Below are 14,792 nucleotides of genomic sequence, written 5' to 3' on the forward strand. Positions count from 1 at the left end.
GTTAATTACGAATTTAGTCTTTCTTTTCTTTACCTCGAAACTGACCAAAGGCTAAAATGAAACCATACAAGAATGCGGCAAGAAGCTGGCCTATTATGAACCTTAGCAGTTTTCCATCTGCCGTACGCTCTTCAAAGAACCTTAGCAAGGCAAATTCTCCATATTCAAAGAACATGGTGATCACGTTGTAAAGCACCAGAAAAGATAGGCCCAGCCAGAATACCGATTTCCAGAATGAGCTTTGTGAAATAATAGATTTGAATTTCATTATTTCAGCTTTTCGTTATTCTTGTGGCGATCCTTGTCCCTTTTGGTCTTGATATCCAGCTTTCGGTCAAAGGCTTCCTGCAGGTCCACTCCTGTTTGATTGGCCAGGCAAAGCACCACGAACATCACATCTGCAAGCTCTTCTCCCAGGTCCTTATCCTTATCGCTTTCCTTCTCGCTCTGCTCACCATAACGACGGGCAATGATGCGTGCAACTTCACCTACCTCTTCGGTAAGTTGCGCCATATTGGTGAGCTCGTTAAAATACCGAACTCCGTGTTCCTTGATCCAGTTATCTACCGCTTTCTGCGCGTTCGCTAAATTCATCTTCTATAGTTTTCTCCAAAACTATAGCTTCGCCGTGTTTTTTAATAATATTCGCGTAAAACTTTTTCAAGGTTTCATATTCAGTAGGCTGATAGGCGATCTTATTGAAGCTGATGTGTGAAATAAGCCTGATGATACGGTTATTGCCGTTAATGATGAATTTGAATTCGCCATCTCCGTTCCCCAGTTTTACCATAATACTTTCTGGTAAAGAGGTGATCTTATATCCTTCAGGGATCATGATATTGATGGTATAGGATTTTGTTTCTGGAAAGTCGAAAAAAATTGGATAATTCCTTTCGTCGCTTTTGAAAGGATTCTCGACCAAAGCCTCGAACAATAACGGCTGTAGGAAGATCTTGTCTCCAATAACCTCGGCAGCATCAATAATCTCAAAGTCGAAACTTTCCTGAATATCTGCTCCCGTGGTAGTTTTATTTTCAATCTTATAATCTTTGACAGCTATATCATCAACAGTCTTTACTCTGTTATCTATATCATTATTAACCTCTGTCCCAGAATGATCTTCCCTGAATTTTTTCGCATACAGGCCTTTGTAAGTCGAAGTATTATTTCCAATAAGTTTAGATTCCGTTAGCTGCATGTTCATACCTACAGAATGTTCCGATAGATAAGTTGGTATAAGGCTTACCCAGGTTGACGAACCATTTTCCTTGATCAATCTACCCTGCCAGTTCCGAGCTCTTTTCGGCAACTCACCAATCCCGGCAGTAGGGTCTGAAGCATCTAACATCACCAACTGCTCTCCTACTTCAAGCCCCGCGATCAAGTAATTGAACCCGTCGCGGGTAGGAAAAATAGGGATTCCGTTGGAAGGAGTGCTTAGAAGGATTGGATGCGCCTTAAGGTTGGCATATCTCAACATTGAAATTAAAAGTAAATTGATATCACCAATATTTCCCACTCCGTTCTTATAGGCGTTTTTTGTACCCTCGTCGGTATTAAATCCTGTAAATTGGTTCCACTTAACCTTTTGCTTTACAAATTGATAAATTTTTGCAGCCTTCATCATAGGATCTGAAAGTCCAGAAATAAGCATATCTACCTCATCATCATAAAAGCCATGACGGTCTATCTCATCTTTTAGCCCCACGTCTGTATATATAGACTTGGCAACTCCCTCCCAGGTCTGGGAAAAGTTCTCTATAGGAGAATTAGGGAATTTAGTGTACTGTAACTCCCAGTCTAAGAATGCCGCGTAGTTCTGCAGATGGTCTACATGAGGCTCCAGTTTTAATGCTGGAATATTGTCTTTTTCTACAGAATATATGTTCATCATATATTCAATCTTATTAACCCGTGTATTGGATTGAGTTACATGACTCCGAGTACTCCTGTGGGTAGTGGTAAAGTTATAAGTAAAGTTCTTTCTCCCTTCTTCCAGTTTAAAATTAAGCGGAGATTTGAGATTCTGATATTTACTGAATATCAGAAATTCCGGGATCTTAACATCGAGTTCCAGCCTGTCTATAGGAATGGTGGTTTGCATCGGGGTTTTACCTATAGACCCGAGGTATGGAGATTTAATCTTATAGGTATATTCTATCACACTGCCTTCAGTTACTGCCGGCATGGTAAACTTTGTGATTTTCCATAGTTTAGACTTATCCTCTTCAAAAACCTCGTTGTTCCTAAGTTTCTCATCTTCCAGCTTTCCATCAACGATATTATAGGTATAGCCTTTTAAATAAGCTACTTCTTCCTCATCGCTGCCACCAATGTACTTTCGAATTTCCTTTGTAGCCCAGTCAAAACCCTCCTTATTATATATTTTGATCCTTTCATGTATTTCCTTCACCAGTTCAATTCCCGTATGCTTACTAACATCATAATAAACTTTCTGGCTTCGGTACAGGATTGCCGCGTTGGCCTCTTTGTCTAAAGGATGTTCTTTTTGAAGTACCTCTTCTTCTGAAACTTTTCCGAACTTATAGTTCTGGGCACTTAGCTGAAAATTAAATAAAATTAAAAGGGAAAAAATTAAACCGATCTGGCGCATAATATTAGGTTTTACTGGTTGGGACAATCACTGCCTTTTGATTGTTTATTTTATGTATCTCGTTTATAAAGCTTCTGAAATCTTCAAATTTATCGGGAGTCCATTCTCCATCTAGAATTTGCAAATACTTCTCTACCGCAATTTGTACGCGGCCTTCTTTTTCCAATACTTCGGTGGAGAAGGAGATGAGCCCAAATTCAGTTTCGATCTCACGGTTTTCAGGGAGAGCCTCAACTTCATATGATTCGGGTAAGGTATAGGTATATGAATCCTTGAAGGTCTTCCCCCTGTTTATTTTAATATTGTTCTTACGGTCTGTATCCTTGTCTACTTGCATACCGCCAACTTCAAGAAAACTCAAGGGAAGCAGTAGCCTGTTCCCGGCCAGCCTGCAGAAACGATCTGCCTTGATTTTAAGATTTTCAGTGAACTCTATTTTTCGCTTATCGTTAGTGTAGTTTAATTCTTCTATTGTTATATTCTGAAAATGTCCCCAGTTCTCTCGGTAATAGTTCTCCTGAACCTCTTTTTTCTGTAACTCTATAGGGTAAATGTTGCCATAAGGAACTCCGGAACTGGTCCTATGTATTTCCGCACTAAAACCACCTGTCTCATTTAGCATAACCTCAGCATTTACACTTTTTAAATTGTCGTCTGCCGAATATTTTGGCGTTCTTACAATTTCGCCTCCGGTAGGCCTTATCTTTAGGGCATACCTGTCATCCGTGGAATCTCCCAGGTAATTGAATGGAATGTCCTGGTTGGTGCATTCTAACCAGATATCTTCCTTCCCTTCCTGGGGAAGGCTAAGGACCACATGATTCCCCTGCATCTTGGTAAACCCAGGATCTATATCTCTTTTAGGCCCTCCGTAAATAACGGTATAATCGGCCTCTATGCCCTGGGAAGCAAGAAGTGCTTTGGTAAAATTTGAAAGTCCCTTACAGTCTCCGTAACCGAGTCTATCAACTTCGGCGGCAGGATACGGCTTCCAGCCTCCAATCCCGAGCATCACCGCAATATACCTGGTATTTTCCTGGACATATTTATAAATGATGCGCGCTTTTTCTTCGGTGGTCTGGGCATTCTTAGTAAGCTCTGTGATCGTTCTAACGATCTCGTCTGATAATTCTCCGGTGCCAGCAACCAGGTTCTCGTACTGCCATTTTCCGAAACTTTTCCAGTCCTTAGCCCTTCCCTCGATGCCTTCCAGGGAATATTCTTCCAAAGCCACCATGACCCTGGGCGCAAGGCCTTCGAAAGCAGGACTATAGTCCTCGTAGTTCCTGGCAGGAATATTTTTTGCGGAATATTTAAGCTCATTATTCGAATTAGAGGAAATCACCTCCAGGCCCTCCAGGTTCCTTTCAGAATACCTAACAGGAATATTCTTTTCATTTTTAAGCTCATATGAAGAATTCTCCACGCTCACCTTATAGCCTTCTAAAGGCCACCAGTCTGGTAGAAAAATGCTGGTATTCGTACGAATTCTGGATTTGTAACTAACAGTATAGGGGTAACCCCGGGGTGTAAAATTGAGGTAGCTAACCTGGTTGTCTGAAAACAAGACAAAATCCTGAAAATTGCTCTGACTGGTAAAATGCCTCTTTTTGAATTTCTTGATTTCCCTGCCGTTCCCATCATAGATAATGGCTTCCTGGTCCAGTATAGACCGGCCCTCATCAAAGTTTTCAAAGGCATCTATATATTTTTCTCCGGCCTCATTCAGCACGGTTACTATCCTGGTGGTAGTGATCTCGACATCATCGATATCATCTATTTCTATCACAACGTTATGCGCGCGAACAACCGCATTGGCATTCACGAGCATCTCTGGATCAATATCAATAATCTTAATGTTTTCCTGGCTGAGTAGGGATGAAAAAATGCCAAGAAAACAAACAATAAAAAGTTTGCGCATTCCGGGGGACTTGCTTAAGAATTTAGCGCAATATATAAAAAATTAACGTTTTTTAACGTTTATCCTTTGAATCTAATAAAATTGTTACCGGTCCGTCATTTAGAAGGGAAACTTTCATATCTGCCCCAAAGCTTCCGGCACCTACATTCTTGCCAAATTCCTTTTCAAATTTTTGGATGAATTTTTCGTACATAGGCTCAGCAACTTCAGGCTTGGCAGCCTTGATATAACTTGGCCTGTTGCCTTTTTTGGTACTGGCATGTAGGGTGAACTGGCTCACCACGATGGCATCTCCGTCCACGCTTTTCAGGGATTCGTTCATTACCCCGTCCTCGTCGTTAAAAATTCTCATATTGATTATCTTCCGGCATAACCAGTCTATGTCCTCATCCCCATCTTCGTCCTCTACTCCAAGTAGGATCAATAATCCATCCTGCATTACCGCGCAAACTTTATGGTCTACGGTTACAGATGCCTCAGAAACTCTTTGTATTACTGCTCTCATTATTTTTGATATTGATCTATTCGGTAATTGTCTTCCTCCCCTTCCATGATCTGCAGGTAACTCTTATAACGGGACCAGGCAATCTCCCCGTCTTCCAGAGCCTGCTTTACCGCGCACTTAGGTTCATTTAAATGCAGGCAGTTATGGAACTTGCAGTCCTGTTTTCTTTCAAAAAACTCCGGAAAATAATCACCTATCTCTTCCCGATCCATATCTACCACACCGAAACCTTTAATTCCGGGAGTATCTATGATTCTGGCATCGAAGCTGAGATCGAACATTTCGGCAAAGGTAGTAGTATGCTGACCCTGGCTATGTTGTTTGGAAATTTCTGAAGTTTTAAGATCCAGGCTGGGCTCGATGGCATTGATAAGCGTGGATTTTCCCGTACCGCTGTGACCTGAGATCATACTGGTCTTACCCGTCATCCTATCTTTTACCTTTTCGACATTCTTCCCATGTTTGGCGGAAATTCCAATACATTCATAGCCGGCACCACGATAAAGCTCTGCAAGGTATTTCACCTCGCCCAGTTCTTCTGGAGAATAGGTATCAACTTTGTTGAAAAGCAAAATCGCCGTAATATCATAAGCTTCGGCCGTAACCAGGAACCTGTCTATAAAAGTGGTAAGGGTTGGCGGGTTGTTTAAAGTCACCAGCAGAAATACCTGGTCTATGTTCGCGGCAATGATATGGGTTTGCTTGGAAAGATTAACAGACCGCCGAATTATATAATTCTCGCGGTCTTTTATCTTTTTAATAACGCCGGTCTTACCTTCAACACCTTCTTCAAGGTCAAAGCTTACCTCATCACCCACCGCCACAGGATTGGTACTTTTAATGCCCTGGATACGGAATTTTCCCTTGATCCGGCATTCGTAGAATTCACCATTTTCAGCCTTGACCTGATACCAGCTACCTGTAGATTTATAAACCGTTCCCTGCATTAATTATATATTATTCATATCACCAACATTCGATTTCACGCTACAAATCTAAAAATAAAATCACTACAGCCACTAAGCAGAGCCAATCCCATCGAGGATCTTTTGCTGATGGTTGATAGATTCTTGGTGGATAGCCTTGAACATCCTAAGTACGAATTCTTCGCTTAGGCCTTTGCTCTCGCCTTCAAGCACCATTTTACCAAGTATCTCGTTCCACCTTTTGGTTTGAAGAATGGCCACGTTCTGGTCTTTTTTAACCCTTCCTATCTCCTCGGCGATCTTCATCCTTTTAGCCAGGATCTCCAGGATCTGGGAATCGGTAATATCTATCTTAGACCTTAAGCTTTCCAGTTTGTTCTGAAATTCCTCGCTCGCAGAGATCTCTTTTCTAACCTTTAAATCTTCCATGATCTTGATAAGTGTTTCAGGGGTGATTTGCTGGGCGGCATCGCTCCAGGCCTTATCTGGATTGTGGTGTGTCTCTACCATCAGTCCGTCATAATTAAGGTCAAGTGCAGTCTGGCATAGATCGAATATGATATCCCTTCTACCTGCGATATGTGAAGGATCCAGAATTAGCGGAAGGTCTGGGAACTTATTCTGAAGTTCGATCGGGATCTGCCATTCCGGGTTATTCCTGTATCCGGTCTTTTCATAAGCCGAAAATCCGCGGTGGATCACTCCAAGTTTTGAAATATCTGCCGTGTGCAGCCTTTCAACGGCTCCCAGCCATAACGAAAGATCGGGGTTAACCGGGTTTTTCACCAGTACGATCTTGTCGGTCCCTTTAAGTGCATCCGCGATCTCCTGAACAATGAAAGGAGACACGGTGGTTCTCGCCCCAATCCATAGAATATCAACATCATGTTTTAAAGCCAGGTCCACATGGGTTGGGTTGGCCACCTCGGTAGTGGTAAGCATTCCGGTCTCTTCTTTAGCTTTCTGAAGCCATTTAAGTCCCAATGCGCCTACCCCTTCAAAATTCCCCGGCCTGGTCCTAGGTTTCCAGATCCCGGCCCTTAGCACGGTTGCATCACTATCTTTTAACTGGTGAGCGATCGTTAATACCTGCTCTTCGGTTTCGGCGCTGCAGGGTCCTGCAATCACCAGTGGATGAGATAATCCGAAATCATCCAGCCAATTTCTAAGTTCCTTTTTATTTTCCATTTTCCGCGATTTTAAGTTCGTTCTTATTTATTCCGTTTAATACTTCTTTGATATGATTTGTTTTTTCCATTTCTGAATAGACCTCCTCGAAATTATCTTCCTGTATCAATTTCCTGAAATTTTCCAGGTTAGAGATATATTCATCCAGGGTTTCCAGTACATTCTTTTTATTCAGATTGAAAATTGGGGTCCACATTGCCGGAGAGCTTTTGGCTAGCCTTACCGTAGATTCAAATCCACTGCCGGCCAGATCGAAAATATCCCTTTCGTTCTTCTCCTTCTCCAGTACAGTTTTCCCCAGCATGAAAGAGCTGATATGAGACAGATGGGAAACGTAAGCGATATGCCTATCGTGGGAAACCGGGTCCATATACCTTATTCTCATGCCTATATTCTGAAAAACTTCCAGCGCTCTTTCCTGAAGTTTAAAAGCTGTTTTTTCTACTTCGCAAATAATATTGGTCTTATTCCTGAAAAGTTCGTGAATAGCAGCTTCGGGACCAGAAAACTCGGTTCCGGCAATGGGATGTCCCGCCAGGTAATTCCTTCTTTTAGGATGATCTTCGACCATCTTGCAAAGATGTTCCTTGGTGGAGCCGGCATCGGTTACCACGCAGTCGTCATTTACCAGGTCGAGCACCTGAGGAAGTAATTTTAGGGAAGCATCTACCGGAATGGCCAGGTAAACCAGGTCTGCCTGAGAAATATCTTCCAGTTCTGCCTGATAGTCTATCACTCCCAAAGCCAAAGCCTTATCCAGGTGTTTCTGGCTCTTATCTATTCCGTAGATCTCAACGTCTTTCATGACTGTCTTAAGGTCCAGGGCGAATGAGCCTCCTATGAGTCCGGTTCCTATTACAAATACTTTCATTTTTTGATCCTGTTTAATGCTTCATCAATAACCTCTTCACTGGCGCAAAGGGAAAACCTTATATAACCTTCTCCCTGGGAGCCAAAAATAAAACCAGGCGTTATGAAAATGTCCTTTTCATATAACAATTCATCTACTACCGCTTCCGAGCTTTTACCTTCAGGAACCTTAACCCAAAGAAAAAGGCCTACCTGCTCAGTTTCTATGGTTCCTCCTATTTCGGCGATCAATTCTTCCATTTTCGACTTCCTGCTGGCATAGATCTTATTCTGACTTTCGAACCATTCTTCAGATAATTTAAGGGCTTCCACGGCACCGGCCTGCACCGGGTAGAACATCCCGCTATCCATATTCGACTTCACTTTTAGAACGGAATTGATATTCTTCTCACTTCCGCTTAGCATCCCAACCCGCCAGCCGGCCATATTGAAACTCTTGCTCAGAGAGTTAAGTTCCATCACGTAATCACTAAGTCCGTTATTCTTCAGGATACTTTGGGGATGATCGTTCTGAATAAAACTGTAGGGATTGTCATTAACCACCAGGATCTCCTGTTCCTCGGCAAACCGGGTGATTTTCTCGAAGAACTTTTCTGAAGCGCTGGCTCCCGTAGGCATATGCGGATAATTCACCCACATGATCTTTACTTTGCTAAGATCCTCTTTCGCGAGTTTCTCCAGATCTGGCAGCCAGTCCTTTTCAGCCTTAAGTTCATAATTCCTTTCCTGGGCTCCAAGTAATTTAGTTACCGAACTATAAGTTGGATAACCGGGGTCTGGCAGTAAAACCTCGTCCCCCGGGTTCAAAAAGGCCATGGAAATATGCATGATCCCTTCCTTGCTCCCCATAAGTGGAAGGATTTCAGAATTAGGATCGAGCTCAAGGCCATAAAATTTCCTATAGAACCCGGTCATGGCGTTGCGCAGTTCCGGAATCCCCTTATAAGGCTGATATTGATGTGCGCCCGAATCGGTTAGTGCTTCATTAAGTTTTTCAACTACCTGCGGCGGGGGCGGAAGATCGGGACTACCAATACCAAGATTGATAATAGGCTTCCCGGTCTTACGCAATTCGGCCACCTCCCGAAGCTTTTTCGAAAAGTAGTATTCCTGTACCGTGTCCAGTCTTTTTGCCGTTATCATGACAAATTATTTTTATAGATCCCTAATATTTTTAAATCTTCGGTCATAAGTTTCAATACATCCATGGCTTTCTGAAAATCTTCAGGCTTCTCAAAGATCACATCTACGAAAAAGGAGTATTTCCAGGGTTCATCTATAACCGGCAGCGATTGAATCTTGGTCATATCCAGGTAACAATCCCTGATAATGTTCAGCAAAGAAACCAGACTGCCGCGCTCACTTTTCAGGTCGAACTTTATTGAAGCCTTGTCCAGCATCTCCCCATTCGGTTTTTTCATTTCGTTCCCTAAAACCAGAAATCGTGTCGCATTGCTTTTAATAGTATGTATCTCCCTGGCCAGGATCTCCAGGCCATACATCTCGGCTGCTGCCGGGCTTGCGACTGCTGCGGTCTTTTTAAGTCCTTCTTCAGAAATCCTTTTGGCTGCCTCGGCCGTATCTGCGTCTTCAATCAATTTGATGTGCGGATGTTTCTTGAAAAACTCCTTACACTGCAACAGGGCCATGGGATGTGAAAACACTTTTTTGATATCTTCTATCTTTTGTCCTTCCAGCGCCATCAGGTTCATATTTACCGGGGTATAATGCTCTCCCACTACCTTCAGGTCATATTCATCGATAAGAGCATAATTGGGTAAAATAGAGCCGGCTATACTGTTCTCGATAGCCATCACCGCCTCGGTGGTCTCCCGCTGGGCCAGCTTCTGGGCAAGTTCATGAAATGACAAATGCTCCATAACCTCTACTTCCTTATGAAAATAGTCCATCGCCACCAGGTGGTGAAATGAGCCCTTAATTCCCTGTATTCCTACTTTTTTGTTCATATAGATATCAAAAAAAAGTCCCGATCAAGGATCGAGACTTTTATATAATTTAGCTTTAATTAATCATATAGCATTCCCGATCCTATCTCTGGTATAGAAATAAAAATAATAGAATGCGTTCCAGTTAATTAAAGTTGCCATTTCGAATTGTTACGAATGACCAAAGTAGGGTAAAAATTTAATATTCAAAATCTTTTCCTATCAAAAATTTTCAGTTTTCAGGAATTCGGAAAATTGTCTGGCATTTAGCTAAGAATACAATTTAATATGAAAGGAATTCGTTGATAATTTGAAATATTTTCAGATACCAGCCTGCAGATTTATTCCTAATTTTGAACCTCTATGTCTATCAAGGTAACTAACATAACAAAACATTACGGAGCTCAGAAAGCACTGGATGATATCAATTTTGAGATCGAAAAAGGCGAGATCGTAGGTTTCCTGGGGCCTAATGGTGCGGGTAAATCCACTCTTATGAAGATCCTAACCGGTTACCTGGATGCCGACTCTGGTTCTGCGGAAATAAGCGGACATTCCCTGGACAGTGAAATTGCACTTGTCCAGAAAAGCATAGGTTATCTTCCGGAACACAACCCTTTATATACTGAAATGTATGTTCGTGAATATCTTCGTTTCAACGCATCAGTTTATAAAACTGATAAGAACCGTGTTGAGGATGTGATCGAACTTACCGGACTTAAACCCGAAGCCAACAAAAAAATAGAACAACTTTCCAAGGGTTATAGACAAAGAGTAGGACTTGCAGCAGCACTGCTGCATGACCCTGAGGTGCTGATCCTGGACGAACCAACAACCGGCTTAGACCCCAACCAGCTGGTAGAGATACGCAGCCTCATCAAGAATATTGGCAAGGAACAATCTGGTTCCGGAAAAGGAAAGACCGTATTCCTTTCTACTCATATTATGCAGGAAGTTGAAGCCATTTGCGACCGGGTGATCATTATCAACAAAGGAAAGGTGGTTGCAGATAAGAATCTGAAAGAGATGAGATCGGAAGGTGAACAAGTGATTTTCGTGGAATTCGATTACAGGATCGAAGAAATTGCCCTTAATGATCTGCCTCACCTCGCCTCGGCTAAGAATACCGGTGGCTTCACCTATGAACTGATGTTCGACACGAAAAAAGACATGAGGCCGGCAGTTTTCGATTTCGCCCATGATAACGGCTTAAAAACACTTCAGCTTAACCAGAAAACAAAGAACCTGGAAAGCCTTTTTGCTGAACTAACCTCCTCCCAGAACAAATAAGTAGGAAATCTGATTTTCATCGAGTATAACTGAGGTATTTCAAACTCATTGATCTGGGTCGTTTCAAATATGGTTTTAATAATTTAAGTATTTTAGAAAGCTAAATTTATATTTCGAAAGCTTTCAATGAAAAAAGACCGCATCCTATTCTTTTTATTTCTGCTCATCTTTCTGGTATCAGCCACCTTATTAATTAGCGGTTCCTCGATATTAGTGGTTTCATTACTTGACGTTCCCGCCGGCACGCCAATCACCTGGCTTGGCTTGATTTCCCTGGCTTCGATGGTCTATCTGGGCATCCGGGCGATTCGACATCCCGAAACCGGTATCTATAAAATCTTAAACTGGATCTTGAAGCTGAATATTTTGCTGGCGATTCTTTGGGTGCCCATCTGTTATTTCCTGGCTGGAAACCTCTCCTTTAATTTTTCAGAAAAGGCAACTTTCCAGGGCGGCCAACTGGCGATGAGAATATTCTGGATCTTTACCTATTCGCTGGTAGCTACTCCCTTGCTTCTAATTCTGTTTCATTACATGATCTCTTTATTCCGGGTCTTATGGAAGAAAAGTCAGAAATAAGAAATAGAATCTATTCGAAAATAAGCTGACCCTTAAAATGTTCGGTCACATTCACCACAGGGGGACGATTCACCGAAATGATATCTCCGTAACTGTAAATATCTCCTTTTAAACTCTGCTGCGGATTGATGATAAGCTTATTCGTACCTCGGTGAAAGAGATCGTAATGCTGTACAATGAGGTCCCTTGCTTCCAGCCTGCCGTCCCCGGCAGCAAAGAAACCATCGAAATTCTCCACCTTACCGGTGAGGAAAAAATTGGCGATGTGATCTGAAGTAATTCTCAGGTTCTCGACTTCGAGATCCAGTTTAAAATCACCATCGGTATGGATGCTCATATCACGCTCCTGGTTAAGGGATCGCAACCAAAGCTCGGGAAATTTCAGCGTCCCAATACTTTCAATGGTCCACTCGGTACTGGACTGCAGCCAGGTTAAATTCGGAGTGGTGACATAGATCTTCGTGACCGCGTAATCCCGGAAGAGGTTACAGGAATTTTCATTCCTTAGCATCAACCTGGAGTCGATCACCTCCACCTTCACCTCATTGATCAGGTTCTCTCCGGTTTCGATGACCACCTTTTGCTCTTCGCCCTGCTCGATAAATAATTTTATGCGCTCATAGGCGATGATCTCGTTAAAGGAATCAACCTCAACTTCCTGCTGAATTATTTTCCCGGTGGTCTGCAGACAATCTGGGGCCGACTCGGTACTGCAACCAAGCACTAAAATCATGACAATTGCTCCTAATAGTTTTTTCATAACCTGTATCCGATTGAAAATTCGACTGCCTCTGCATTAGCCCCGTGCGAACGAACGGTCACCGATCCCCATAGATCCTTGTAAATTTCACGCTGCAATCCTATCCTGTTATAGATTTGCTCCACGTAACTCGTATAGGGATAATAGGCATAATAGCCCAACTGGGTGATCAGCGACATTTTATTAAAAGTTAGCTGGTGCCCAACGAACACTCCAATTCTTTTAGCATCGGCATCCGGATCATTATTTTCCTGAGGAAATGCCACTGCCTGGTATTCGATAAATTCCTCAAGCGACCTGGACATGATAAGCTCAGCCCCGGCCTGCAAGGTACTTTTCCTGTTGATCACCTTATCGGCATAACCCGAAACTGTTAGAAATGGCAATTGCGGAGAGCCTACCACCCCGGTGGTATTCACCCCGCTCCTCAGCGCTAAATTGAAATGAACCGGCTCGGTATATTTTTCTTTAGGACCACGCGGAACATAATCAGGGTGCTGCTCATGATCGAGCAGGTAGTTTACCCCAAGATTAAAGGTAAAGGTATTGGTGCTGTTATTAGGAGATTTGAAATCGGCATTGGAATAATGGATAATGGAGATCCCCGCCTGTAAACCAAACCCATCTATGATATCCTGCTTATGATAATTCCCCATTAAATAGGTGGTGCTTAACAGGTGAGAACCATAGGCATTGTTGATGTAATTCTCATCAGAATGATACGGATTGGTATTATAGGCCAGCCCTTGCCCTATTCTGAACATCAGGTTTCTTTTCAGAAAATAAAAACTAAAGTGAGCATAAAGCCCAAAGGTTTCCCCCAGGTATTGGTTTTTCATATCCTGGTAGGTAAAAGAATATCCAAAATCCGGGTAATTGTAGCGGCGCTCCCAATCCTTTAGCCCATAGGTTTTCTGGTTCCAGCTAAGGATCACTCCCGTGGGATGCCCCGTAATAAGATGGGCAATATCAGGGTTATGCTCCATGATACTACCGTAAAAATAGTTGGCGTCCAGGGAAAAATACTTTTCAGGCTTCTCTTCCTGGGCCTGTAGGAACAGGCTAAAAAATAAGAAGAGACAGGGGGCAATTCTTTTCATACGAAAGCAAATCTAACATATTTACGAAAAAAACAGCCCGTTAGATTACTAACTAAATTCTTAAAAAACAGCCTCAGCTATCTGCTGAATATTTGTGCTTTTTCCCATAGAATAATAATGTAACACCGGGACTCCGCCGGCAATAAGTTCCTTGCTTTGCTGTATACACCATTCTATCCCCACCTGTCTTACTGCGGCATTATCTTTACATTTTTCAACTTCTCTTATCAAACAATCTGGCATATCCACATGAAATCTATGCGGAATAACGCTTAACTGTTTTTTGGTGGCAATGGGCTTTAAACCAGGAATAATGGGAACATCAATACCGCTCTCCCTGCATTTTTCAACGAAATCGAAATATCTGTCATTCTCAAAGAACATCTGGGTAACCACGTATTCTGCACCGGCCTCGATCTTTTCTTTTAACCGCTGAATATCCTTATCTATACTTGGTGCTTCCATATGCTTCTCAGGATAACCGGCAACACCCACGCAAAAATCTGTGTTATGCCCCTTTTCAATGACCTCATCAAGGTATTTTCCAGAATTAAGATCGTAGATCTGGTCTACGAGGTTTTTAGCAAAGCAATTCCCGTTCTTTTCAGGTTTAAAGTAAGTTTCGCTTTTTACCGCATCCCCGCGCAAGGCCATCACATTTTTAATTCCAAGGAAATCCAGGTCGATCAGGAAATTCTCGGTATCCTCCTTAGAGAATCCGCCACAGAGAATATGCGGTACCGCATCAACTCCATATTTGCTCTGGATAGCCGCACAGATGCCTACGGTTCCGGGACGTTTTCTCACGATCTTCTTTTCCAGCAGTCCGTTCTCCTTTTCCGAATACACGTATTCTTCCCGGTGATAGGTCACATCAATAAACGGCGGATTAAATTCCATCAACGGGTCTATGCTCTCGTAGATAGAATTAATGTTTTGTCCCTTCAATGGAGGGAGTATCTCAAAAGAGAATAAGGTTTTATCCTTCGCTGCTTGTAAATGTTCGGTAATTTTCATTGAAACTTTTTTCTTTTATTATCTGGGCGTTTCCCTTCGGGCCGGGCTTTTCGCTCTATCCCCGATCTCGATCGGG

Annotated in this window: 15 protein-coding genes; 2 read left to right on the forward strand and 13 right to left on the reverse strand. The window is 42.5% G+C overall.

Going from position 1 to position 14,792, the window contains the following annotated elements:
* Positions 1 to 13: 13 nt before the first annotated feature.
* The 10 genes from FLP08_RS05205 to FLP08_RS05250 all read right to left on the reverse strand — a co-directional run bounded on the left by FLP08_RS05205 (position 14) and on the right by FLP08_RS05250 (position 9,991).
* On the reverse strand, positions 14 to 268 hold the full coding sequence (locus FLP08_RS05205; protein ID WP_156274742.1) for a hypothetical protein: 255 nt from the start codon (positions 266 to 268) through the stop codon (positions 14 to 16).
* Entirely contained in the window at positions 268 to 594 is a 327-nt protein-coding gene (locus FLP08_RS05210; protein ID WP_156274744.1) for a nucleotide pyrophosphohydrolase, read from the reverse strand. The genes FLP08_RS05205 and FLP08_RS05210 overlap by 1 nt, the downstream gene beginning before the upstream one ends.
* Positions 560 to 2,614: a DUF3858 domain-containing protein gene (locus FLP08_RS05215; RefSeq protein WP_156274746.1), complete on the reverse strand. Its 2,055-nt coding sequence runs from the start codon at positions 2,612 to 2,614 to the stop codon at positions 560 to 562. The genes FLP08_RS05210 and FLP08_RS05215 overlap by 35 nt, the downstream gene beginning before the upstream one ends.
* 4 nt (positions 2,615 to 2,618) lie before the next feature.
* Positions 2,619 to 4,535: a DUF3858 domain-containing protein gene (locus tag FLP08_RS05220; RefSeq protein WP_156274748.1), complete on the reverse strand. Its 1,917-nt coding sequence runs from the start codon at positions 4,533 to 4,535 to the stop codon at positions 2,619 to 2,621.
* Positions 4,536 to 4,587: 52 nt separating this feature from the next.
* Entirely contained in the window at positions 4,588 to 5,040 is a 453-nt protein-coding gene (gene dtd / locus FLP08_RS05225; RefSeq protein WP_156274750.1) for a D-aminoacyl-tRNA deacylase, read from the reverse strand.
* A complete protein-coding gene (gene rsgA / locus FLP08_RS05230; RefSeq protein WP_156274752.1) occupies positions 5,040 to 5,987 on the reverse strand; it encodes a ribosome small subunit-dependent GTPase A in 948 nt (315 codons plus the stop codon). The genes dtd and rsgA overlap by 1 nt, the downstream gene beginning before the upstream one ends.
* Before the next feature lie 72 nt (positions 5,988 to 6,059).
* Entirely contained in the window at positions 6,060 to 7,154 is a 1,095-nt protein-coding gene (locus FLP08_RS05235; protein ID WP_156274754.1) for a bifunctional 3-deoxy-7-phosphoheptulonate synthase/chorismate mutase type II, read from the reverse strand.
* Positions 7,144 to 8,025 carry a prephenate dehydrogenase gene (locus FLP08_RS05240; protein ID WP_156274756.1) on the reverse strand — a complete coding sequence of 294 codons (882 nt, stop codon included), beginning with the start codon at positions 8,023 to 8,025 and terminating at the stop codon, positions 7,144 to 7,146. The genes FLP08_RS05235 and FLP08_RS05240 overlap by 11 nt, the downstream gene beginning before the upstream one ends.
* Positions 8,022 to 9,167 (reverse strand): pyridoxal phosphate-dependent aminotransferase, encoded by a 1,146-nt coding sequence (locus FLP08_RS05245; protein WP_156274758.1) that lies wholly within the window; start codon positions 9,165 to 9,167, stop codon positions 8,022 to 8,024. Before FLP08_RS05245 ends, FLP08_RS05240 begins: the two co-directional genes overlap by 4 nt.
* A complete protein-coding gene (locus FLP08_RS05250) occupies positions 9,164 to 9,991 on the reverse strand; it encodes a prephenate dehydratase (protein WP_156274760.1) in 828 nt (275 codons plus the stop codon). Before FLP08_RS05250 ends, FLP08_RS05245 begins: the two co-directional genes overlap by 4 nt.
* Positions 9,992 to 10,333: 342 nt before the next feature.
* On the opposite strand from FLP08_RS05250, the gene gldA reads away from it, so the two are divergent.
* Positions 10,334 to 11,260 carry a gliding motility-associated ABC transporter ATP-binding subunit GldA gene (gene gldA, locus FLP08_RS05255; RefSeq protein ID WP_156274762.1) on the forward strand — a complete coding sequence of 309 codons (927 nt, stop codon included), beginning with the start codon at positions 10,334 to 10,336 and terminating at the stop codon, positions 11,258 to 11,260.
* Positions 11,261 to 11,386: 126 nt separating this feature from the next.
* Positions 11,387 to 11,839 (forward strand): hypothetical protein, encoded by a 453-nt coding sequence (locus tag FLP08_RS05260; RefSeq protein WP_156274764.1) that lies wholly within the window; start codon positions 11,387 to 11,389, stop codon positions 11,837 to 11,839.
* A gap of 10 nt (positions 11,840 to 11,849) precedes the next feature.
* Here the strand turns inward: FLP08_RS05260 and FLP08_RS05265 are convergent, their stop codons facing one another.
* From FLP08_RS05265 to metF, 3 genes are read right to left on the reverse strand one after another with little or no spacing between them, the layout of a single operon-like run.
* Positions 11,850 to 12,599 carry a head GIN domain-containing protein gene (locus tag FLP08_RS05265; protein ID WP_156274766.1) on the reverse strand — a complete coding sequence of 250 codons (750 nt, stop codon included), beginning with the start codon at positions 12,597 to 12,599 and terminating at the stop codon, positions 11,850 to 11,852.
* Positions 12,596 to 13,699, reverse strand: coding sequence for an acyloxyacyl hydrolase (locus FLP08_RS05270; RefSeq protein WP_156274768.1), 1,104 nt, complete (start codon positions 13,697 to 13,699; stop codon positions 12,596 to 12,598). The genes FLP08_RS05265 and FLP08_RS05270 overlap by 4 nt, the downstream gene beginning before the upstream one ends.
* Before the next feature lie 60 nt (positions 13,700 to 13,759).
* Entirely contained in the window at positions 13,760 to 14,716 is a 957-nt protein-coding gene (metF, locus tag FLP08_RS05275; protein WP_156274770.1) for a methylenetetrahydrofolate reductase [NAD(P)H], read from the reverse strand.
* Between the last annotated feature and the right edge of the window lie 76 nt (positions 14,717 to 14,792).

This window comes from Christiangramia aestuarii (assembly GCF_009735585.1).
Classification (GTDB): domain Bacteria; phylum Bacteroidota; class Bacteroidia; order Flavobacteriales; family Flavobacteriaceae; genus Christiangramia; species Christiangramia aestuarii.